The 21070-nt window shown below is 60.3% G+C and carries 16 protein-coding genes and 1 pseudogene; 7 read left to right on the forward strand and 10 right to left on the reverse strand.

The genetic code is table 11. The features are described 5' to 3' along the window. The 6 genes and pseudogenes from GSQ93_RS04365 to GSQ93_RS04390 all read right to left on the reverse strand — a co-directional run. A pseudogene (locus GSQ93_RS04365) lies at window positions 1-226 on the reverse strand (acetyl-CoA C-acyltransferase); the annotation flags it as partial. A 103-nt stretch (window positions 227-329) separates the two neighbouring features. Further along, on the reverse strand, window positions 330-1247 hold the full coding sequence (locus GSQ93_RS04370) for a MaoC family dehydratase (RefSeq protein WP_174254574.1): 918 nt from the start codon (window positions 1245-1247) through the stop codon (window positions 330-332). 2 nt (window positions 1248-1249) lie between these two features. Further along, on the reverse strand, window positions 1250-2680 hold the full coding sequence (locus tag GSQ93_RS04375; protein WP_158934388.1) for a 3-oxoacyl-ACP reductase: 1431 nt from the start codon (window positions 2678-2680) through the stop codon (window positions 1250-1252). A gap of 36 nt (window positions 2681-2716) precedes the next feature. After that, window positions 2717-5221, reverse strand: coding sequence for an acyl-CoA dehydrogenase (locus GSQ93_RS04380; protein ID WP_158934389.1), 2505 nt, complete (start codon window positions 5219-5221; stop codon window positions 2717-2719). A gap of 111 nt (window positions 5222-5332) precedes the next feature. Then, complete coding sequence (locus tag GSQ93_RS04385) at window positions 5333-6127, reverse strand: TetR/AcrR family transcriptional regulator (RefSeq protein ID WP_158934617.1); 795 nt, start codon at window positions 6125-6127, stop codon at window positions 5333-5335. A 276-nt stretch (window positions 6128-6403) separates the two neighbouring features. Beyond that, window positions 6404-7630 (reverse strand): MFS transporter, encoded by a 1227-nt coding sequence (locus tag GSQ93_RS04390; RefSeq protein ID WP_158934390.1) that lies wholly within the window; start codon window positions 7628-7630, stop codon window positions 6404-6406. Between the two features lie 392 nt (window positions 7631-8022). Here GSQ93_RS04390 and GSQ93_RS04395 point away from each other — a divergent pair, with 392 nt between their 5' ends. From GSQ93_RS04395 to GSQ93_RS04405, 3 genes are all read left to right on the forward strand, one after another. Beyond that, window positions 8023-9375 carry an MFS transporter gene (locus GSQ93_RS04395; protein WP_158934391.1) on the forward strand — a complete coding sequence of 451 codons (1353 nt, stop codon included), beginning with the start codon at window positions 8023-8025 and terminating at the stop codon, window positions 9373-9375. A 42-nt stretch (window positions 9376-9417) separates the two neighbouring features. Continuing rightward, a complete protein-coding gene (locus GSQ93_RS04400) occupies window positions 9418-10212 on the forward strand; it encodes an aldolase (RefSeq protein WP_158934392.1) in 795 nt (264 codons plus the stop codon). A gap of 169 nt (window positions 10213-10381) precedes the next feature. Further along, window positions 10382-11395, forward strand: a complete 1014-nt coding sequence (locus tag GSQ93_RS04405; protein ID WP_158934393.1) for a helix-turn-helix domain-containing protein — start codon at window positions 10382-10384, stop codon at window positions 11393-11395. Here the strand turns inward: GSQ93_RS04405 and GSQ93_RS04410 are convergent. Further along, window positions 11392-11643 carry a hypothetical protein gene (locus tag GSQ93_RS04410; protein WP_158934394.1) on the reverse strand — a complete coding sequence of 84 codons (252 nt, stop codon included), beginning with the start codon at window positions 11641-11643 and terminating at the stop codon, window positions 11392-11394. The two genes, GSQ93_RS04405 and GSQ93_RS04410, sit on opposite strands and share 4 nt — an antisense overlap. 165 nt (window positions 11644-11808) lie before the next feature. Beyond that, a complete protein-coding gene (locus tag GSQ93_RS04415; protein ID WP_158934395.1) occupies window positions 11809-12339 on the reverse strand; it encodes an Lrp/AsnC family transcriptional regulator in 531 nt (176 codons plus the stop codon). Between the two features lie 151 nt (window positions 12340-12490). Here GSQ93_RS04415 and mdeB point away from each other — a divergent pair, with 151 nt between their 5' ends. The 3 genes from mdeB (at window position 12491) to GSQ93_RS04430 (ending at window position 17787) form a co-directional block, all read left to right on the forward strand. Continuing rightward, a complete protein-coding gene (gene mdeB, locus GSQ93_RS04420; protein ID WP_158934396.1) occupies window positions 12491-15211 on the forward strand; it encodes an alpha-ketoglutarate dehydrogenase in 2721 nt (906 codons plus the stop codon). A 225-nt stretch (window positions 15212-15436) separates the two neighbouring features. Then, window positions 15437-16207: a helix-turn-helix domain-containing protein gene (locus tag GSQ93_RS04425; RefSeq protein WP_158934397.1), complete on the forward strand. Its 771-nt coding sequence runs from the start codon at window positions 15437-15439 to the stop codon at window positions 16205-16207. A gap of 233 nt (window positions 16208-16440) precedes the next feature. After that, window positions 16441-17787 (forward strand): aminotransferase class V-fold PLP-dependent enzyme, encoded by a 1347-nt coding sequence (locus tag GSQ93_RS04430; RefSeq protein ID WP_158934398.1) that lies wholly within the window; start codon window positions 16441-16443, stop codon window positions 17785-17787. A gap of 204 nt (window positions 17788-17991) precedes the next feature. Here the strand turns inward: GSQ93_RS04430 and GSQ93_RS04435 are convergent, their stop codons facing one another. Then, complete coding sequence (locus GSQ93_RS04435) at window positions 17992-18741, reverse strand: sulfite exporter TauE/SafE family protein (RefSeq protein WP_158934399.1); 750 nt, start codon at window positions 18739-18741, stop codon at window positions 17992-17994. A gap of 134 nt (window positions 18742-18875) precedes the next feature. Here GSQ93_RS04435 and GSQ93_RS04440 point away from each other — a divergent pair, with 134 nt between their 5' ends. Continuing rightward, window positions 18876-19769, forward strand: coding sequence for a LysR family transcriptional regulator (locus GSQ93_RS04440; RefSeq protein ID WP_158934400.1), 894 nt, complete (start codon window positions 18876-18878; stop codon window positions 19767-19769). A gap of 3 nt (window positions 19770-19772) precedes the next feature. Here GSQ93_RS04440 and GSQ93_RS04445 read toward each other — a convergent pair whose 3' ends face one another. After that, entirely contained in the window at window positions 19773-20870 is a 1098-nt protein-coding gene (locus GSQ93_RS04445; protein ID WP_174254576.1) for a DNA alkylation repair protein, read from the reverse strand. Window positions 20871-21070: the final 200 nt, after the last annotated feature.

The following is a 21070-nucleotide window of genomic DNA, read 5'->3' on the forward strand; positions in this document are numbered from 1 at the left end:
CGCGCGTGAGATTGAAGTCGCGTGAATGCTTGACTACGGCACCCGCCGCGACTTCGCCGAGTCGCAGGCCGTGCAGGTCGTACCGGTCGATCACGCCTTGCAGCACGAACGTCAGCATGTCCTGATTCGATGCCGTCGAGTATGCCGTGTTGGAGCGGGCGAACGGAATCCGGTTGCTGCCGAGGATCGCAACGCGACGGACGGCGGGGAGGGCGCTCACAGTCATGATGAAGTCTCGTCGAAGGATACGGCGGGCGCTTTAAGAACGGTTTCGGTTGGTGTGAGTTGCTTAGAACACCGTATGATTGTGTGTAAGGCGCAAGCCCGAATCATGGCAATTCCCACTCGAAGCGGCCGCGCAGATGCTTTCGCTCTCCCGCCATATCGCGCACTTCGAAGTCGCGTCCAGTCGGAGATAAAGCCGCAGTCCACAACGTGGTTTCGGCAGGCAGGAAAATGGGTGACTTGAAGTCGCCTTGTACATCCGCGGCACCGAGTTGCTTCGACGGTTGCAGAGCCGCGAGCGAGCGCGCGAGCGTCCACATGCCATGGGCGATGGCGCGCGGAAAGCCGAACGCTTTCGCCGAAAGTGCGTGCAGATGAATCGGGTTGAAGTCGCCGGACGCTTTTGCGTAGTCGCGGCCGAGTTGTGCAGGAAGCTGCCAGCGTGCTTCGCGGATCAAAGCAGGCGGCGCCGTATCGGCCTGAAGTATGGACGCATAACCCCGGCCCGCGACACCGCGCTTCAGATACACACTGTCGGCATCCCAGACCGCTTCACCACCGCGATAGATCCGCGTATGCAACGTGAACGCTTGCCCCTTGTCGTGAGCCACCAGCGCGCCGCTTTCCACTTCAACGCGTAATGCCTGTCCGGAGTGCAGCGTGCGCCGCAAGCGCACGCTGTTCGATACATGCACGAGACCCATCGCGGGCCACGGAAACGCCGGATCGGTAAGCAGCATCAGGTGCAGCGGGAACGCCATCACGTGAGGGAAGGTGACCGGCACGCCTTGCTCGGGGATAAAACCGCATACGCGCGCATAGCGGCCGATCTGTTCGGGATCGAGTGCCACGCTTGGGCGCACGAGGCGCAGCGGCGGTAGTTCGGCGACTCCCTCCGGGCGCTTGAAAATGCCCTGCAGCGCACGGCCGTAGAGTTTCACGGGTGGCGGCAGGGACTCGAGGATTACCGTGCGCATGCGGGGCGAACCCGACGGCGAGCTTGATGGAAGCGGCATGCCCATGGTCATGCTCCGATCAGGCTTTGTCCGCACACGCGCACCACGTTGCCGGTGATGCCGGCGCTAGCCGGACTGGCGAGCCACGCGATTGTCTCTGCTACGTCCACAGGCTGGCCACCCTGGCTCATCGAGTTCATGCGCCGTCCGGCTTCACGAAGTCCCAGCGGAATCCGGGCGGTCATCTGCGTTTCGATGAACCCCGGCGCGACCGCGTTGATCGTGATGCCTCGTGCGCGTAGCGGTTCCGCCATGCTTTGCACGCGGCCGATCACGCCTGCCTTCGAGGTCGCGTAATTGGTCTGGCCGAGATTGCCGGCAATGCCGCTGATCGACGATACCCCTATGATCCGGCCGCCTGCATGCAGCACGTTCTGATCAAGCAGCAAGTCATCGATGCGTTCCTGCGCCGAGAGGTTTACATCGATCACGCTGTCCCACGCGGCTTCCGCCATCTTCGCGATAGTCTTGTCGCGCGTGATGCCGGCGTTGTGCACGACGATATCGATACCGCCCATGGCCAGCAGCGCGGCCGCGATGGTCTCGGGTGCTTCGGGTGCGGCGATATCCGCGACGATCGCCGAGTGTGCTCCAAGCGACGGCCACGCATCTTCCAGCGCGAGCATGGTCTGGTCGAGCGCGTCCTGTGCCTGAGGGACATCCAGCCCGATCACGTGCGCGCCACGATCGGCGAGGACTTGCGCGATCGCTGCTCCAATCCCACGCGCCGCCCCCGTCACGAGCGCACGTTTGCCCGCGAGCGGCTGATTCCAGTCGACGGGCTGCGTGAGCGGCGTGGTGTCGATATGCACGACTTGCCCCGATACATACGCCGAGCGCGGCGAGAGCAGAAAACGCAGCGCCCCTTCAATATCGGCGCCCGGTTCCACCTGAACCAGATTCGCAGAAATGCCGCGGCGCGCTTCCTTGCCGAGCGAACGCGTCATGCCTTCCAGCGCCCGTTGCGCGGTCCAGGCACGCGGTGAAGCGCAGGATTCGGGCGGAAGTCCCAGCACGACGATACGGCCGCTCTTCGCCACTGACCGGATTGCATCGTGGAAGAAGCCGTATAGCGCATGAAGTTGCGTGCTGTCGGTGATACCCGTTGCGTCGAAGATCAGCGCCTCCACCCGATCGTTCGGCGGCCCGCCGGGCGAGCGCGGTTCGAAGCGTCCGCTCATGGCGCCATGTCTTGCCGCGACGGACAACCAGCCAAGCGCGCTTTCGTGGGCCACGCTCGTCATGCCGAGGGAAGTCAGCAGCGTAATCAATGGCTCGAACAGCGTAGGCGACGGACCCGCGCCGATCGCTGCCATACCGTCGAATTCCGCGCGGCCTTGTGCATGCCGGCGCAATACTTCCGGCTGAGGCAAGCCGATGGAACGCGCGACACTCGCGCCGAAGGGGGAATTGACGAAGTCGAGATAACGATCTTTCATGCCTGCCTGAAAACGGTTTAGCGCTTATGTGAAGGGTCACGCATGGATTTCCTCGGGCTCGCTCGCCAGCGCTTCCTGGCGTTTCTTCAATGCGTCGAGCATACCGAAATCCGCGCCGAAGTCATCGACCTTGACGACTTCCACGCCGTAACGTGCATAGTCGGAGAGTACCTGACGTTCGGTCGCATCGATCAAACCGCGCGTTTCGCAGGCCGCAGCCCACGCGTCGAGATCGGGCAGGCTTTGCGGCATCGGCGGGATCTGCCTGGCCTTGACCGCATCGCGCAGCTTGTGTTCGATCTCGGCATAGCGCGGGCTGAGCGCGAACATTAACTCGCCGTAACCCAGCGGATCGATATGCACGGGCGGTGCGTACGAGTCGCCAATCAGACGCTCGCGAGCGTCACCCGGCGTTGTCATCAACTCGGCTATAGCTGTTCCCAACCGATCTCCCGGCACGCGATGCGGCATGCCGAAAGGAAACGCCAGCACGCGCACGAAGCCTGCTGCGAGCGGCTTCGGATAGTTGGAGAGTACGCCTTCGAAGGCCGTTTGCGTTTGATGCAGCGCATCTTCGACACCCCAGCGCACGAGCGGAAGATCGGCTTCAGGGCGGCCATCGTCTTCGAAGCGCTTGAGTGTGGCCGAGATCAGGTAGAGCTGCGAGAGGATATCGCCGAGTCTTGCCGACAGGCGTTCGCGCCGTTTCAGTTCACCACCGAGCGCGAACATCGATACATCCGCGAGCAGTGCGAATGCCGTAGCGAAGCGAGTGGCCGCGCGATAGTAGGGCACAAGACGGGCGTCGGCGCGGGTGGGTTTGGGGATCAGCGCGCTGCCACCCAACGCGAACACGAAGCTGCGCACCGCATTCGATGCCGTGAAATTCGCGTGGCTGAAGAAGGCGCAGTCAAAATCACGCAGGCCTTTGGCGCGGTCGGCATTGCGGGTAGCGGTCATCTCTTTCAGCACGTACGGATGACAGCGGATCGCACCCTGACCAAAAATAATGAGGCTTCGAGTGAGAATATTCGCGCCTTCGACCGTGATCGAGATGGGCACTTGTTGATACGCACGGGCGAGGAAATTCGATGGCCCCATGCAGATGCCCTTGCCCGCGACCACGTCCATGCCGTCGTTGATCACTTTGCGTGCACGCTCGGTGATGTGATATTTCGCGATCGCGGAAATCACCGATGGCTTCTCGCCAAGATCAACGCCTTGCGCCGACAAGCGCCGCGCCGCGTCCATCACATACAGGTTGCCGCCCATGCGCCCGAGCGCTTCCTGAACGCCTTCGAACTTGCCGATCGCCGTGCGGAACTGCCGGCGTACGGCCGAATACGCACCGGTGCCGCGCACGGCAAGCTTCGCCATGCCCACGTTCGATGACGGCAGCGAAATGGCGCGTCCCGCGGCAAGACATTCCATCAGCATGCGCCAGCCGTTACCCACTTGTTCGCGCCCGCCGATCACCCAGTCAAGCGGGATGAATACATCGTTGCCCCAGTTCGGGCCGTTCTGGAAAACCGCATTCAGGGGCCAGTGACGGCGGCCGATATTCACGCCGGGATGACCGGTCGGGATCAGCGCGCAGGTGATGCCGGCTTCATCGGCGGTGCCCAGCAGATGGTCGGGATCGAGCGCGCGAAACGCGAGGCCGAGGACCGTCGCGATCGGTCCAAGCGTGATGTAGCGCTTCTCCCATGTCACGCGAAAGCCGAGCGTTTCGCGGTCCTCATGCAACCCCTTGCACACGATGCCCACGTCGGGAATCGCCGCCGCATCCGATCCGGCGTAGGGGCTCGTCAATGCGAAGCAGGGGATTTCATCGCCGCGAGCAAGGCGCGGCAGATAGTGGTCCTTCTGTGCTTCGGTGCCGTAGTGCATCAGCAATTCGGCGGGGCCGAGTGAGTTGGGAACCATCACTGAAACCGCTGCGGCCGAGCAGCGCGTGGCGAGTTTCATGATGACCTGCGAATGCGCGTAGGCGGAAAATTGTTTGCCCCCGTATTGCTTCGGAATGATCATGCCGAGGAAGCCCTTCGACTTGATGAACTGCCACGCTTGCGGCGACAAATCTTGCCAGACTGCCGTCGTTTCCCAGTCGTTCGCGAGATCGCAGAGTTGGGTGCATTCCGTATCGATGAACGCGCGCTCTTCGGCCGTGAGCACCGGTGCGCCGAGTGCGAGCAGCGTGTCCCACCTCGGGCGCCCGGAGAACAACGCTGCGTCCCACCAGACCGTGCCGGCTTCGATTGCATCGCGTTCAGTCGGCGACATCTCCGGCAGGATCTTGCGGAACAGGTCAAAGATGGATTTTGTTAGTAGTGCACGGCGCAGCGGCTTGATGGCAAGCACGAGCGCGGGCAGCACGAAGACAATTGCAAGGAGCACTGTGACGACTGGTCCGGTTACCCCCGCGAACCAGCCGATGGCCACCCAGATCATTGTCCACGCGAGCCACGCGGCGGCGGGCGCTTGCAGATACAGCAAAGCGCCGCTCACGATAAACAGTGCGACCACGAAGCTGGCTGTCATGACGACCTCTCTTGTTGTTGTTCGATAGTGTGCGCGGGAACGGCACGGAGGCGGTGTGCATTGGCAGCTTAATCTTCAGCACATTACATTCCCGGCGCGTGCGTTCTCCGTTCAAGCAGTGGCATGTTGCGACGCGGTATCGTGCATGAACGGACTTGCGCTTAAAGGGGCCGACGTCAACGCTGTTGCGCTATGGGAGACCGGTTCGCGCTCAGCGAACATGGCGGCGAACGGACAGGCTCCGCTTGGGGGAGAGAGAGGCGCTTTGAGCGCGGCCACCATGACCAGCGCAAGGCGGCCAATTAATTGCGAGTCCTCCAGACGCTGCCCCTGCGCGAAATCGGCGATAAGGCTGCTCGTATCGGCCCCGGCGAGAATGCCGCTCAGCGAGCCGATGCAAAAGTGCAGCCGCCAGCCCAGTTCTTCGCGAGGCAAATGCGGCAGCACGGTTTGAAACGCGCAGAAGAAACGCTCGGCGACATCGGCATAGATTCCGCGCAGGAAATGACGAATGAATGGCGACGGATCGGTGTAGGCGCGGCCGAGGAGACGCAGCAACGCAGGGCCGCTTTTGTCGATGCAGCGGGATTGCTGAAGCGCCGGGATGAACATCGCGCCAAGGATGTGCTCGCAGGTGAGTTGCGAACCCAGCGAAGACTGGAAGCGTTCGAGCAAGGCCAGGCGGTTCTGGTTGAGGCCGTCGAGGCGGCGAGTGAGCATGGCGTGGATCAGCGCGTCCTTGCCGCCGAAATGATAGTTCACGGCGGCCAGGTTTGCATCGGCGCGAGCGGTGATGAGCCGCATCGACATGGCTTCGTAACCCGCGTCAATGAAAAGCGCTTCGGCGGCGTCGAGCAAGCGCGTCTTGGTGTCGCCGGACGCTCGTGAAAACAGACGTGAGGACACACGTGAAGGCGCGCGACTGGATGGGTTAAGCGTGGAACGGGTAGGCACTGGCGTCTCCGGGACCTTTGAAACGGTCCACATTCTGGAAATGGTCGAGTAAAGCCTTTAATTAAAACGGGCGTTCTAATCAAGATAAAAAGCTTTGGCGATATCGACAAGCCATTTTGTGGAGCGCGGTCTCTAGAAAGAGAACGATCGTGCGGGAGATGGGGAGCGACTGAGTTAAATCTAGTGGAAAAATGGGGACGCGGGCGCGTCCCCATCGAATAAAAATCCTTAAACCGAACTTGTCGCCCCAACTTGCTGAGCCGACTCGGTCATGTCAATACCGCGCCGCTCGCGGCTAAAGAGAATAAGCCCCGCGATCACCACGGCGACCGTGCCGCCGACCAGCGCCATGGCAAGGCCGTAGTTATTGCCATTCTTGATAGCGATAGACGCCTGCATGGTCGCATTGACCGATGCCAGCAGATTGCCCAACTGATAAATCAGCCCGGGGAACGTAGCGCGAATCTCATCGGGCGAAATCTCATTCAGGTGAACCGGGATCACGCCCCAAGCTCCTTGAACAGAGATTTGCATCAGGAACGCGCCAGCGGCGAGAGCTACCGGGCCAGTTGAGAACGCCCAAAGGGGCAATACCGGCAACGCGATTAAAGCGGCAATGAAAATTGCCCAGCGGCGCCCGATTTTCTCCGACATGGACCCGAAGAACAGGCCGCCACAGATTGCCCCGACATTCAGGACAATGGTAATGAGCGCAACCGTGTGTGGATCGAAGTGATGCTGTTCGCGCAGGAAGGTCGGATAAAGATCCTGGGTGCCGTGCGAGAAGAAGTTAAACGCGGTCATCAAGACAATCGCGTAAATCGACAACTTCCAGTTTTCCTTGAGCGTCTTCAGCAAGCCGGGCCGTGGCCGCTTTTCCATGGCCTTCCATGCCGGCGATTCCGGCACGTGCGCGCGCACATATAAAACCAGCAGCGCAGGCGCCACGCCGATAAAGAACATTCCGCGCCAGCCAACATATTGATACGCGACGCCAAAGACGATGGAAGCCAGCAGATAGCCGCTCGGATAACCCGCTTGCAAAAGACCCGAGACAAAGCCACGTGCTTTGGTCGGCACGGTTTCCATGGTGAGGGCCGAGCCCACGCCCCATTCACCGCCCATGGCAATGCCGAACAGCGAGCGCAATATGAGCAGCGTCAAGAGGTTCGGTGAGAAGCCCGACAACATTTCCAACAGCGAATAAATGGCGATGTTGACCATCAAGGTCGGGCGCCGACCGTACTTGTCGGCAAGACGACCGAAGATCAGCGCTCCTATAGGGCGCATCGCAAGCGTCAGGGTAATGCCCAAAGCGACCGACGGAATCTTCGTATTGAATTCAGCGGCGATATCTTTCAAAACGAAAACCATTAGAAAGAAATCGAAGGCATCGAGTGTCCAGCCTAAATAGGCCGCAATCGTCACGTTTCTTTGTTCTCGCGTCCAGCTCATTACCGTAATCTCCCCATTCGCGTAATTGATTAATCATGACGTTGTGACCAAGCCCTTCTCTGCGCCGCGCCGAATAAGGCGCTCGGCTGGTGTCGGCAGGTTGGAGTGTACGCCGCTGTTTAATTGGATGCTCGCAACGATCACGCAAACTGGTATTAACCCCGGTATGGTTTCATGTTTTCTGTGCAATGCGTCAATCGGATAGCTTTCGGTTAAGTCAGTAAATTAAAGGAAATGAAAGTTAATTGAATTATTTTTGTATTAAATCGCTAATGAGGGTGAAGATCAGGCGTAGTTCACCTGAGGGCAAGACATCGGTTCACTTACGGACAAGTGCGTTGACCGGCCAAAATTGATACTGGGCGCATCGAAACGAGACCCGCCGAGCCCACATGTCCACTACTCCCCATGCCCGATGGCACTATGTCTTCATCTCGGCTTTCCTCGGCACCGCAATCGAACAGTACGATTTCCTGCTCTATGGCACGGCTTCCGCGCTCGTATTCAACAAGATATTTTTCCCGAATCTCGATCCGCTGGCGGGCACCATCGCAGCGCTGGGGACCTACGCGGCGGGGTACTTCGCACGCGGTGCCGGGGCGCTGATCTGCGGGCACTTCGGCGATCGTATCGGCCGCAAGACGTTGTTGCTGACAACCCTCCTTGTCATGGGCGTGGCCTCCACGCTGGTTGGTTGTCTACCTACGTATGCGGCCATTGGTATCTGGGCGCCCATTCTGCTGACCACGTTGCGCGTGTTGCAGGGATTCGCCATCGGCGGTGAGCAGAGCGGGGCAATCGTGCTTGGGGTCGAAAGCGCGCCGGCGAATCGCCGTGGCCTTTATGGGAGCTGGAGCAATTCAGGCAGCTATGGCGGCGCGCTGCTCTCTACGGGGGCGCTCCTGTTGACATCGTTATTGCCGGAGCATGATTTCCTGTCGTGGGGATGGCGCGTGCCGTTCCTCTTCAGCGCGGTGCTGGTTGTCATGGGCCTGTTGGGACGCGCCCGGTTGCCCGAGACACAGGAGTTCAAGCAGTTGCAGGCAACTGATTCGGTCGCGCGGTTTCCGCTACGGGACCTGCTGCGCGATAAGCGTCGTGAGGTTGTGATCGTCTTCATGGCGAGGCTCGGCGAGATCACGTGGTCAGTCTTCGTGTTGCTGTTCTCGGTCGCTTACGTGACGGTGCAGCTCAAGTTGCCAAGGTCGGTCGTTCTCGGCGCGATCATGGCCGGCGCGTCCTTGGGCGTATTCATGGTGCCGCTGTTCGCGGCGCTGTCGGATCGGATCGGCCGCAAGCCACTCTACCTGTTTGGATTGATCGTCTGCGCGGTGTATGTATGGCCGTATTTCAGCCTGCTGAACACGCGCGACCCGGCGCTTATCACGCTCGCTATCGTGGTTGCGCTGGGCGTCGTGCATCCGCTGATGTACGGGCCGCGAGGCGGTTTCTTTGCGGACATGTTCGATGTCCGCGTGAGATTCTCGGGTGTTTCCATTGGCGCTATCGGCGCGGTGGTTGGTGGCGGGATCAACCCGGTTATCTGTTCGTCGCTGCTCGCACATCGCGCGGGAGATCCCTCGGGTGTTGCGCTGTATATCACGATCAGCACGTTGATTGCGGCGTGTTTTGTTGCGTTTGCTCCGCGCGGTTCAGCAGCGCGGCACGCGTCGTCTGCGGCCACGCCAACAAGCACTGAAACAGCCACCCATGCCGCGGCCATTTCGCAGGCGAATCAATTGTGAAAGCGCATGACAACCGATAAAAATTCTTCGATGGAGAGTGTGATGAGTGAAGATAACAACCAAGACAACCACCACGACAACGACCACGACCTGAGCCAGAAAATCACGGCGCAGATGGACGAAAAACTGGAGCAGGGCACATGGGATAGTCGACAGAAGATAGCGCTTGCGTGCCGAATGCTTGCCCATGAAGGGCACTCCGAAACGCTGGCGGGACAGATCACCGTGCGGCAAAAGGATGGGTCGTTCCTGACGACGGCCATGGCTATCGGCTTCGACGAAATCACAAGCAGCAACGTGATTCGAATTGACGACGCCATGCAGGTGATCGAGGGAAAGGGCATGGCCAATCCGGCGATCCGTTTTCATCTCTGGATTTACCGCAAGCGCCCCGAGGTGAATTGCATCGTGCATACGCATCCGCCGTATATCAATGCGTTGTCGATGACGGGCACGCCGCTGGGGGTCGCGCACATGGACGCCACGCCATTCTTCGAAGACTGCGCGTTCTTGCGTGAATGGCCGGGCTTGCCGATCGGCGATAGCGAAGGCGAAATTATCTCGGCGGCGCTGGGGTCCAAACGAACGATCCTGCTGGCGAACCACGGCTTCCTGGCGGCGACCCGGTCGCTTGAGGAGTCCGCGTACCTGTCCATGCTGATCGAGCGGGCGGCGCGAAGCCAGATACTCGCGCAGTCGGTGGGAGAGATTCAGCGTATCGATGCTGAGCGCGCGCGCGAATCGCACGACTTCTTGCTGCTGCCGAGTATTGTCAAAGCGAGCTTTGCGTTGTTCGGCCGCCGCGTGATCAAGCGCGAGCCGGAGGTGCTGTTCTGAGTTCAGGGCGCCGGCCAACCGGCTCGCGCGCGCGGCACCGGGAATAGCGCCTTTTGCGTGTTCATTTTGACTGCGACATAATGGCCGCGACTGCGTTGCCGCGCCGAGGATCGTCCTTGGCGATCCGGTGGCCTTCAATCTTTCCAGCGACGTCCCAAGAGGGGCTGCCATGCGCGATATCACCCGTTTCGACCTGCCGTATGCTCCTGGATTGCGCGAGATGCCCGCCTGCGGAGCGGATGAATTGAAGCGGTCACTGGACGACATCGTGACGCCCGGCGACATTCAAATGACGGCGCATGCAACGACCGGCGCACTGCGTGCATGCCGTCTGACAGGGGGCGGAGTGCTCGCGACCGCGCATCTCGGCTATCAGGAGGTTCACCACGAAAGTGCTCACCTTCGTGAACTGGCAGGCGACGATGTCATCGTACTGGTCGCGCTGGATGGCAAGGGTGCTGTGACGCAACAGGGTCGCGTGCTGCCTTTCAGCAAGGGCGACATCACGTTTCGCCGTGCGCGAGTGCCGTCGATTGCACGCATCGACGAGCCGGCTAATCTCGTGCTGCTGCGTTTGCCGATCACCCGTTTCCTTGGTCATTCGGCGTCGCGTCATGCGTCGTTCACCCCGTACCGTGCAGATGCCGCCTCGGGCATTGTGGGTACGATTCATCGGTTCATCGACTCCGTCTTGCCCGCCTTCGCGCATATGAGTCCGGCGACTGTGGCGGCTGCGGAAGAGTCGCTGGTGGCGTTGATAGCCGCTGCGTATCTTGAGGCGGGGGATCGTACACATGCTGAGTTTGGTGAAGACACCGCACCTTGTTTCAATCCGCTGCGATGGTCGCAGCTCACGGCTTACATTGCCGCGAACCAGCGTGATCCGGAGATGGATGTTGCATCATGCGCAAGCGCGCTGGGCGTCTCGAAGCGCTACGTCCATACAATCTTCGAAGCCATGGGCCTGCAATACGGAAGCTATGTATTGCAGGAACGCCTTGCACGCAGCCGCGACGATCTGGCTAACCCGATTTGGGAATCGCTGTCGATAGAAAGGATAGCTTACCGAAATGGCTTTAACGACCCCGCGCATTTCAGCCGGCGTTTTCGCGCGGCCTTCGCTATATCACCTCGGGATTTCCGCCGTCGCGGCGGTGAGTTGCCAACGCGTTCGGTAAGTTAGTGCGAGTCGACGAGCGCGCGTAGGTCGGGATCGCGGACCTCCAGTAAATCGAACAAGCCAAGGGCGCGTAATGCGGGCAGGCCATCGACAATATCGTGCTCCGCCTCTGTGCGCTGGCTCGCAGGCGTTAAGGGATCGACCCAAACTCGCGCATTGGCAAGGAATGCACCGACGGTGCCTTTGCGAACGGAGACGCCGTTCAGCATGACGACGTTGGTGTCATCGGGAAGGATATCTGCAGCGCGCATCGTGTACTCCTGGTGTGGTTGACCCCCTCGACTGTATCGAGCGGCAACCGGACGCGCTGCGGCAACCATGCCATTCGATACGCTTTCCACGCCAACAGGGCGGCTCACGAGCCGTTTTGCGCCTCCGTTTTACGCGTCCGTTTTGCGCGTCCGTGTTACGCGTCCTTAACTCCACTCAGTATCCGCATTCTCGTCAGGCTCATGCAACGTCAATCCGGACAGCGGCAGCGGCAACGCCGTCTTATACCTGACCTGCTTGAGCGCGAAGCTTGAACGGATGTTCGAGATGCCTGGGATCTTTGTCAGCCGTTCAATGATGAAGCGTTGCAGCGCCTGGATGTCCGGCATCATGACGCGCAGCAAGTAGTCCGCGTCGCCGGTCATCAGGTAACACTCCATCACCTCGGGACGCTCGCCGATCGCTTCTTCGAAACGCCGCAGCGCGTCTTCGTCCTGTTTCGTCAGGCTGACCTGAATGAACACGTTGATCCTTAGCCCAAGCGGTTCGGGATTCAGCAACGTGACCTGCTGTTTGAATAGCCCCAGCTTTTCGAGTGCCCGCACGCGGTTAAAACAGGGCGTCTGCGACAGGTTTACCGCCCGCGCCAGTTCCGAATTAGTGATGCGTGCATTCTGCTGCAGCTGGTTCAGGATGCCGATGTCGATACGGTCCAGGCGTTTAGGCGATGTGGTCATAGCTCGAATATTCTGGAGAAATGGGCGTACACGGAATAAATACACTATCCCGCGGCCTGATTAAAAGCAAATCAGAGGCACATTCTGCGGCGCAATAGTTAAGCTGTATCTATACGCAGCGCTATTCCCCCATTCAATGCGGAGCCGTGCCATGACTGATTTATCCAGCGGAAGCGAACAGATTCTGTCGATATCCCGAGGTCGCGAAGACACCGATCCCGAGGAAACCGCCGAATGGCTGGAGTCGCTCAATGCAGTCACCGAACACGTCGGCCGCGACCGCGCGCAATATCTTTATGACCGGCTCGCCGAGCATGCGCTGTCATTGGGTATCGAGTCGTCGCGCGCACGTGTCACCCCTTATATCAACACCATTCCTGTTGCAGATCAGCCGCGTTATCCGGGCAATCTGGAGATAGAGGAAAAGCTCGCTGGCGCTTTGCGTTGGAATGCACTTGCCATGGTCGTGCGCGCTAACAAGGCTTACGGTGAACTTGGCGGCCACATTGCGAGCTATGCGTCCGCGGCCGATCTCTTCGAAGTGGGTTTCAACCATTTTTTCCGCGCTGCTGCGCCGGACGCGGGTGAAGGCACGGGCGGCGATCTTGTCTATTTCCAGCCGCATTCATCGCCAGGGGTTTATGCACGCGCGTTCCTCGAAGGCTTTCTTAGCGAAGAGCATCTGGAGCACTACCGCCAGGAGATAGCGGGACCGGGACTGTGTTCGTATCCGCATCCGTGGCTCATGCCGGATTTCTGGCAGTTCCCCACGGGCTCGATGGGCATCGGTCCGATCAACTCGATCTATCAGGCGCGCTTCATGCGCTACCTGCACAATCGCGGCCTCGCCAAGACCCAGGACCGCAAGGTGTGGGGCTTCTTCGGCGATGGCGAGATGGACGAGCCGGAATCGATCGGCGCGTTGTCGCTGGCGGCGCGTGAGCAACTCGACAACCTGGTGTTCGTCATCAATTGCAACCTGCAGCGGCTCGACGGTCCGGTGCGCAGCAACGGCCGCATTATCGATGAACTCGAAGCGCAGTTCATTGGCGCGGGCTGGAATGTGATCAAGGTCTTGTGGGGCTCCGACTGGGATGCGCTCTTTGCACGCGACCAGACCAATGCGTTGCTGCGTGCCTTTGCGCATACGGTCGATGGCCAGTTCCAGACCTTTTCGGCCAACGATGGCGGTTATAACCGCGAGCGTTTCTTCGGCCAGAATCCAGAGCTTGCCGCACTGGCATCCCATCTTAGCGACGAGGACATCGACGGCTTGCGTCGTGGTGGCCACGACGTCCGCAAACTTCACGCGGCCTATGCGAAAGCACTGAGCCACAGAGGTCAGCCGACAGTGATCCTCGCCAAGACGATGAAGGGCTTCGGCATGGGGACGTCGGGCCAGGGCAGGATGACCACGCACCAGCAAAAGAAGCTTGGCTTCGACGACCTCAAGGCGTTTCGCGACCGCTTTCGCTTGCCGCTGTCGGACGCCGATGTCGAGGCGGTCAAGTTCTACAAACCTGCGGAAGACAGTCCGGAGATGCAGTACCTGCACGCACGACGCGCAGGCCTTGGAGGCTATCTGCCCAGAAGGCGGAGAGCGGCGTCGAAGGGGCTGATCGTCCCTTCGATTACTAGCTGGGGCCAGTTCGCAATCGACGCGGCAGGCAAGGAAATGTCCACCACCATGGCGATCGTGCGCATGTTCGGCACGCTGATGAAGGACGCAACGCTTGGACCCCGCGTGGTTCCCGTGGTTGCCGACGAGGCACGCACATTCGGCATGGCGAACATGTTCCGGCAAGTCGGCATCTATTCGCCGCTGGGCCAGTTATACGAGCCGGAGGATCTTGGCTCCATGCTGTATTACCGTGAGGATACCAAAGGACAAATTCTCGAAGAGGGCATTTCAGAAGCGGGCGCAATGTCCTCATGGATCGCCGCGGCGACCTCCTACAGCGTGCACGATCTGCCGATGCTGCCGTTCTACATCTATTACTCGATGTTCGGCTTCCAGCGCATCGGCGACATCATCTGGGCGGCGGCGGATCAGCGTGCACGCGGCTTCCTGATCGGCGCGACCGCGGGCAAGACGACGCTTGGCGGTGAAGGGCTGCAGCATCAGGATGGCAGCAGCCATCTCGTGGCATCGACTATTCCGAATTGCCGCGCATACGATCCCGCGTTCGCCTATGAAGTTGCGGCTATCGTCGACGAAGGCATGCGCGAGATGGTCGAGCGCCAACGCGACGTGTTCTATTACGTCACGGTGATGAACGAGAATTACGCGCAGCCGTCGGTGCCCGGCGGCGATCTCGAGACGCTGCGCGAGGGCATTCTTAAAGGCATGTATCCGCTGGCGACAGAAACAAAAGCGGAAGCCACGGTGCAGTTGCTGGGGGCCGGTGCGATCCTCGGCGAGGTTATCGCGGCGCAGCGGATGTTGCGCGACGAGTGGGGTATCGAAGCGGCGGTATGGAGCGTGACGAGTTTTACTGAATTGCAACGCGACGGCATGGCTGCTGAACGGCTTGCACGGCTCGGCGAGACTGCGCCCGCGCCGTATGTGACCACGATGCTTGGCGCATCGCGAGGCCCGGTAATCGCGGCAACGGACTATGTTCGTGCTGTGCCCGAACTGATCCGCGCGTATGTGCCGGGTCGTTATGTGACGCTTGGCACCGACGGCTTCGGTCGCAGCGACACCCGTCAGGCATTGCGCGAGTTCTTTGAAGTGGACCGCGCATCTATTGTGATTGCTGCGTTGAAAGCGCTGGCCGATGACGGCGAAATCGATATCGCCATCGTACGAAAAGCGTCGCAGCAGTATGGGAAGGTGGCGTCGGCATTGGGCGCTCCCTGGCAACGGTAGAGAGCGCTCGCGGATAACGGGGCAAGGGTAACGCCGCGCGAAAACCAACCGGTCGATCAGACACGCCGCAACAGCTTCTGAAAGACCCATTCGATTCGAGCCGCGTTGCCATGTATCAAGACCGGATGACTTGCGCCATTGACCTGTCACCCGACGGCGGGACTTTTATATTGTGCGGAGGCCTGGCGCTGCGGTATAAGAGCCGTTCCAGAGGGTTTTCCGGCCATGTCCGCTCCGCTTCTTGATCCTGCAAAAACTGAATCGTCCGACGGCCCGGTGCTGTTCGCCGTCGAGCTGTCCGGCGATGTCGCGCGTGTCACCGGGTCTCATCGCCACGCTCGGGGTCAGATCTTCGGTGCGGTTCGCGGGTTACTGTCTGTTGGAATGGATGACAGCCAATGGGTCGTGCCTGCTACCCACGCGGTCTGGCTTCCACCCAATCGTGCGCACTCTGTTCGTTCGCACGGCGCGTTTTCAGGGTGGGGCGTCTACGTCAGTGAGAGTGCTTGCGCGGATCTGCCCAATGAGCCCTGCACGGTTCGCACGTCTGGCCTGTTACGCGAGGCCGTGAGCCGTGCCGCAAGCTGGCCCGATGCAATGCTGGACGAAGCGCAGATGCGCCTGTCCGGCGTTATCCTCGATGAAATTCGCTCGCTGCCGCGCGAGGCTTTCGGCTTGCCGATGCCGCGTGATGCGCGCGTGCTGCGGATCGCTCGCGCGCTTGCCGACAATCTCTCCGATAACCGCCGTCTGGAAGAGTGGGCCGCCTGGGGCGGCGTGTCGACGCGAACCTTGACGCGGCGGTTTATCGATGAGACCGGGTTCAGCTTTTCCGAATGGCGCCAACGCGCGCGCTCGATGCGGGCGTTGGAGATGCTTGCATCAGGCGTGGCGGTCACGACCATTGCACTCGATCTTGGCTATGAAAACGTCAGCGCTTTCATTGCAATGTTTCGCCGGACCTTTGGCGTGACGCCAACTCAATATTTCGTCTAGCGACCGCGCGCTCCTGGAACGATTAAGCGTGATGGTCAAGCGTCGGCTTCGGCGTCCACTGCCATCCTTTTAACACGAAGCTCCCTCAATGAAAGGGCGGAGTGAACGCGGTTCTGCTTGCCGCCGCCGGCACAAACCTGCATGCGCTGGTATTCTGGCAGTTGACATTGCAATACGTGCTTGGCAAGAACCGTGAGTCTATTCGCATCCCTTAATATTTCGACGGAAAGTCCATGAACGAGCTAACACTGCTGGCTGAAGCCGATGACCGCGCCCGACGCTATACCGAGTCCATTCCAAGCCGCCGCGTGTTCCCCGATCAGGCGGCGTTGCAGGCGCTGACCGCATTCAACGAGCCGCTCCCGGCGCGCGGCTACACACCGGAAGACGTCCTGCGGATGCTGGACACTATTGGCTCTCCCGGAACGGTGGTGTCGAACGGACCGCGTTACTTCGGCTTTGTGATTGGCGCGGCGTTGCCGGCGGCGGCTGCCGCAGAACGGCTGATGCTGGCATGGGACCAATGCGCATCATCATTCGATAATTCTCCGGTCGCGGCCACACTTGAAAAGGTTGCGGCGGGCTGGGTGCTCGAAGCGCTTGATCTGCCTCGCGAAAGCGCCGTGGGGTTCGGAACCAGTGCAACGGCATGCACGCTAAGCGCCCTTGCCGCCGCGCGTCGCGTGCTGCTTGCACGCAAGGGTTGGGACTTTGACAACGACGGACTGGCGGGTTCTCCCGAGGTCAAGGTCGTGGTGTCCGAGCTTGTGCATATCACGGTAAAAAAGGCGCTGCGTTTGCTCGGTTTTGGCATGAACAAGATCGTGTTCGCGCCGGTGAACCGCCATGGCCAGGTGGACCCGGACCGCTTGCCGCCGCTGGATGACATGACCATCCTCTGTTTGCAGGCGGGTGAAGTCAACACGGGCGAATTCGATCCCTTCGACACGCTCATTCCCCTAGCCAAGGCCGCGGGTGCGTGGGTTCATGTCGATGCTGCGTTCGGTTTGTGGGCGCGCGCATCCTCGCATGCGGAACTGACGAAGGGCATAGAAGGGGCCGATAGCTGGACTACCGACGCCCATAAGTGGCTGAACACCCCCTACGACTGCGCGATGGCAATCTGCCGCGACAGCGAAGCACTCGCTGCAGCGATGAACAGCGACGCGGTCTATCTGAGCGGCGCGAGAGATGCGCAGAAAAACCTGACCCTCGAATTTTCGCGAAGGGCTCGCGGTATACCGGTGTGGGCGGCGTTGCGATCGCTGGGTCGTGAGGGGGTGGCTTCAATGGTGGACCAACATTGTGCGCTGGCGCGTCGCATTGCAGAGGGTCTGGAACGAGCGGGATTTGAAATTTTGAACCGCGTCACGCTGAACCAGATCCTGGTTCGCGCTCATACCGATGAACTGACCATTGCTGCCCGCGAAGCGGTCCAGGCATCCGGCGAGGCCTGGTTTGGTGCAACCGTCTGGGAGGGGCGGCCGGCGTTCCGGATCAGCGTGTCGTCATGGCGGACGACGGAACACGAAGCAGACGCGCTCGTTGAATTGTTGACCGGGATCGCAAAGCGGCAGTAAGCAAGACGGCATGAAGCAAGGCGGCATTCGTCGCACTCATGGGTGAGGTTTGCCCATGCTACCGATGCCGGCCGAGAAGCGTGCGAAGGTTGATCGCAAGGCTGGCCAATATTGCCAGCGCGCCCAGCGTTTCAAGTATTGGCGAGAGCATTGCGGCAGATCTCCCAGAGGGTTGAAGCCGGTGGCGTGCTCCCGGCGCAACGCTTAAACCAAATGCCGTAAGAGCAGTTGAAGACCGAGCGCCAGCATGCAGATATAGAACCATCGGCGGAAGCTGGCCGGGCTGATGTGGCCACGTATGCGTTGACCTAGCCACATACCGAGCAAGGCAGGGACGACGGCGAGCAACGAACGGGTGAGATCAGTGGTGGTGAACGCGCTTGCACGGGCAAGCCCGATCGCCAATGCCACGGTCGATACCGTAAATGATAGTCCGAGGGCCTGGACGAGATCTTCTTTTTTTAGATCGAGCGCCTGCAGATACGGGACTGCGGGCACAACAAAAACGCCGGTTCCGCCCGTGACAAGTCCGGTCACCACGCCAATGACGGGCGACAGCCGCCGCTCATGCCGTGGCGGCACGGTGAAGTGCCACGACAGCAATCCGGAGGCGGCGTAGAGCGTCAGTGCGGCTCCGAGTCCAGTTAAGGCCCAGACGCCGCCGCTGCCGGCAATGAACGAAGCCGCAGCCACGGTGCCGATCACAATGCCCACCATCATCAGCCAGAAGCGCCTGACAAGCGCACCCAGTCGTGGACCTGCAACTAGCTGCCAGACGTTCGTGACGAGCGACGGCAGGATCAGAAGGGAAGCTGCCTCGGCCGGCAGCATAAGCGTTCCAAGTACACCCATTGCGACGGTTGGCAGGCCCATGCCAGTGACGCCTTTTACCGTGCCTGCTAGCAGGAAGGTCAGCGTAATGGCAGCGAGACGCGCGGTGTCAGGAGAGGTCATTGATACTTTGCAGGAAACTTCGCAGGAAGATGATCTGCTCTTATTTTCCCCAGATTCGCAATGGGCACAATGCGGAAGATACGTACTCTGCCTTAGGGTATAACTAAGGCTGATCAACAAAAATTTCCCCGGCCATGCGCTTCGATCTGATAGACCTGCGCCTGTTCCTGTACATCCTTGAAACCGGCAGCATCACGCATGGCGCGGCTCAGGCGAACATGTCGCTGCCGTCGGCCAGTGCCCGTTTGCGCGGCATGGAGGACGCACTCGGCCTGCCGCTGCTGGACCGAGGCCGCCGTGGCGTTGAATCCACGCCGGCAGGCGACACGTTGGCGCATCACGCGCGTCTGGTACTCGGCCAGATTGCGCGGATGCAGGGTGAACTGGGAGAGCACGCCGAGGCCCGTAGGACGCGCGTGCGGGTGTGGGCGAACACCGCGGCCGTTACGGAATTCCTGCCCCGTCCGCTTGGCGGATTTCTTCGGCATCACCCGAACGTGCACATCGATTTGAAGGAGCGGCAGAGCGTCGAGACCATCAAGGCCGTCCTGAGTGGTTCCGCGGAGATAGGCATTGTTTCCGATGCGGTCGAGCACGGGACGTTGCAGACATTTCCGTTCGCAACGGACAAACTGGTTTTGATCGTCGCGCGCGACCATGCGCTCAGCGGGCGTCGTCGTGTCGCGCTCGGGGATGTGGTCGAGGAAGACTTCATCGGCTTGAGCGCAGGCAGTGCACTCCAGGAGTATCTGGGCGAGCAGGCGCTGTTTGCCGGGCAGCAATTCTACTTTCGCGCGCGGGTGCGGACCTTCGAAAACATATGCTGCATGGTCGAGCAAGGGGCCGGCGTGGGGATCGTGCCGGCAACCGCTGCGAAGCGCTATAGAGGGACGCCGGGCGTGCACACGGTGGAGTTGACCGACCCCTGGGCCACACGCCGGCTCCTGATCTGCGTTCGCGATCTAAAGGCGTTGCAACGACCGGAGCGCGCGCTGGTTGAGGACCTTGCCGCGGCCTCTGATGGTTGAACGCTAGCAACTCAGATCGAAATATCCCTTGGCGAGGCATACGCCGTTCACCAGGATCTCGACGTCGTGCCGCCCGGCATAATGCACGCGCGTGGTGAAGTCCCGAATGTTCTGCGTGCGTTCTATTGCTACTTTTTGGCCGCCGTCGAGCGTCAACTCCTTGAGCTTGAATACCTTCGCGGCCGTCACGCCGGATTTCTTCACGTAATGCATCCTGTAGTCGATCACCAGCCGCTGGCTGTCCGGACACTTGGACGCAAGTTCGAATGACAAGGTCACGCGCTCGCCCAACGCAACCTGGCGTGGCGTCACGGCAAACTTGCTGACCTTTACATCGGGTACGCCGCCCGCTCCAATCACGGTCAACGCGCGGCCGTTGCCGGCCTTGATCAGTGAGCGCAGCGCACGCTTAGCGATCCAGGCTGTGTGAGCGTTTTCGATCGGCCACGTCGCCAGCCGGTCTAGCACCCACTCAGGATGCGACTTGGTCACATCGTTCAGATGATTGGCGACTGACTTGCGAACATATAGGCTCGTGTCCGAGCGCAAGTTTTCAAGAATTGGCGCGGCCAGCGAAGGATCAACCAGGATTGCATCGAGCCGGAACGACCATGGCAAGCGCGGACGGCTGCCTTCACTCGCGAGGCGGCGCACGGCGTCGCTGTCATCGCGTGACCAGATTTCCATGATGGCAAGCGCACGCTTCAGATCCTTGCGCAGGAACTCGCGCACTGCGAACTCGGACGAGCCGAAGGCCGTGAAAAACTTGAGCGCGTCCATCGATACATCGAAGTCGTCCAAGCCGTATTGTCCAACGTAGTCGGGAAGGACAAGCGTTGCAAATCCGTTGTCGATGCGCAGTGCCAGCGCACGAAGAACCTCAAGCGCCTGGCGATAGTCCGCAGGAAGGGTGGCACGCAGCGCCTGAGTCATGCGGCGCAGACGCTGCATCAGCGTCAGGTCGTCGAGTTCGGCGAGCGAGATCTTGAGAAACCGCCGCGTGTCGAATGAGGGATAAACCGCTTTGACGTCGAGCGCCATATCGCGGAATCGGCGCTCGTTGAAGATCTCTTTCAGTGCGGTGGTTTCGGTGTCCGACATCGTGATCGTTTTCTTGTTGGAGTTGTACTGGGTTTGCAAGGCGGTGCTATCGGCTGCAAATGATGTTGATGATCCGGCGCCGAAGTTCATCATGAGCGCGGCTTTCACAACACCGGAAAGAGAGTGTAGCTGCTCGCCCTGTCAGATCTTGTCAGGAGCGGCATTTTTGGGGCCGGTTCAGACTAAATTCAAAAAACCCT

The sequence above is a fragment of the Burkholderia sp. S171 genome (genome assembly GCF_009766085.1).
Classification (GTDB): Bacteria; Pseudomonadota; Gammaproteobacteria; order Burkholderiales; family Burkholderiaceae; genus Caballeronia.

What these genes read in the sequence shown, in the direction of transcription:
- GSQ93_RS04390 (WP_158934390.1), bottom strand. Translation starts at nt 7,630, where the DNA reads ATGAGCTGGACGCGAGAACAAAGAAACGTGACGATTGCGGCCTATTTA.
- GSQ93_RS04430 (WP_158934398.1), top strand. Translation starts at nt 16,441, where the DNA reads ATGAACGAGCTAACACTGCTGGCTGAAGCCGATGACCGCGCCCGACGC.
- GSQ93_RS04400 (WP_158934392.1), top strand. Translation starts at nt 9,418, where the DNA reads ATGAGTGAAGATAACAACCAAGACAACCACCACGACAACGACCACGAC.
- mdeB (WP_158934396.1), top strand. Translation starts at nt 12,491, where the DNA reads ATGACTGATTTATCCAGCGGAAGCGAACAGATTCTGTCGATATCCCGA.
- GSQ93_RS04435 (WP_158934399.1), bottom strand. Translation starts at nt 18,741, where the DNA reads ATGACCTCTCCTGACACCGCGCGTCTCGCTGCCATTACGCTGACCTTC.
- GSQ93_RS04375 (WP_158934388.1), bottom strand. Translation starts at nt 2,680, where the DNA reads ATGAAAGATCGTTATCTCGACTTCGTCAATTCCCCCTTCGGCGCGAGT.
- GSQ93_RS04440 (WP_158934400.1), top strand. Translation starts at nt 18,876, where the DNA reads ATGCGCTTCGATCTGATAGACCTGCGCCTGTTCCTGTACATCCTTGAA.
- GSQ93_RS04405 (WP_158934393.1), top strand. Translation starts at nt 10,382, where the DNA reads ATGCGCGATATCACCCGTTTCGACCTGCCGTATGCTCCTGGATTGCGC.
- GSQ93_RS04395 (WP_158934391.1), top strand. Translation starts at nt 8,023, where the DNA reads ATGTCCACTACTCCCCATGCCCGATGGCACTATGTCTTCATCTCGGCT.
- GSQ93_RS04445 (WP_174254576.1), bottom strand. Translation starts at nt 20,870, where the DNA reads ATGTCGGACACCGAAACCACCGCACTGAAAGAGATCTTCAACGAGCGC.
- GSQ93_RS04380 (WP_158934389.1), bottom strand. Translation starts at nt 5,221, where the DNA reads ATGACAGCCAGCTTCGTGGTCGCACTGTTTATCGTGAGCGGCGCTTTG.
- GSQ93_RS04410 (WP_158934394.1), bottom strand. Translation starts at nt 11,643, where the DNA reads ATGCGCGCTGCAGATATCCTTCCCGATGACACCAACGTCGTCATGCTG.
- GSQ93_RS04425 (WP_158934397.1), top strand. Translation starts at nt 15,437, where the DNA reads ATGTCCGCTCCGCTTCTTGATCCTGCAAAAACTGAATCGTCCGACGGC.
- GSQ93_RS04415 (WP_158934395.1), bottom strand. Translation starts at nt 12,339, where the DNA reads ATGACCACATCGCCTAAACGCCTGGACCGTATCGACATCGGCATCCTG.
- GSQ93_RS04370 (WP_174254574.1), bottom strand. Translation starts at nt 1,247, where the DNA reads ATGGGCATGCCGCTTCCATCAAGCTCGCCGTCGGGTTCGCCCCGCATG.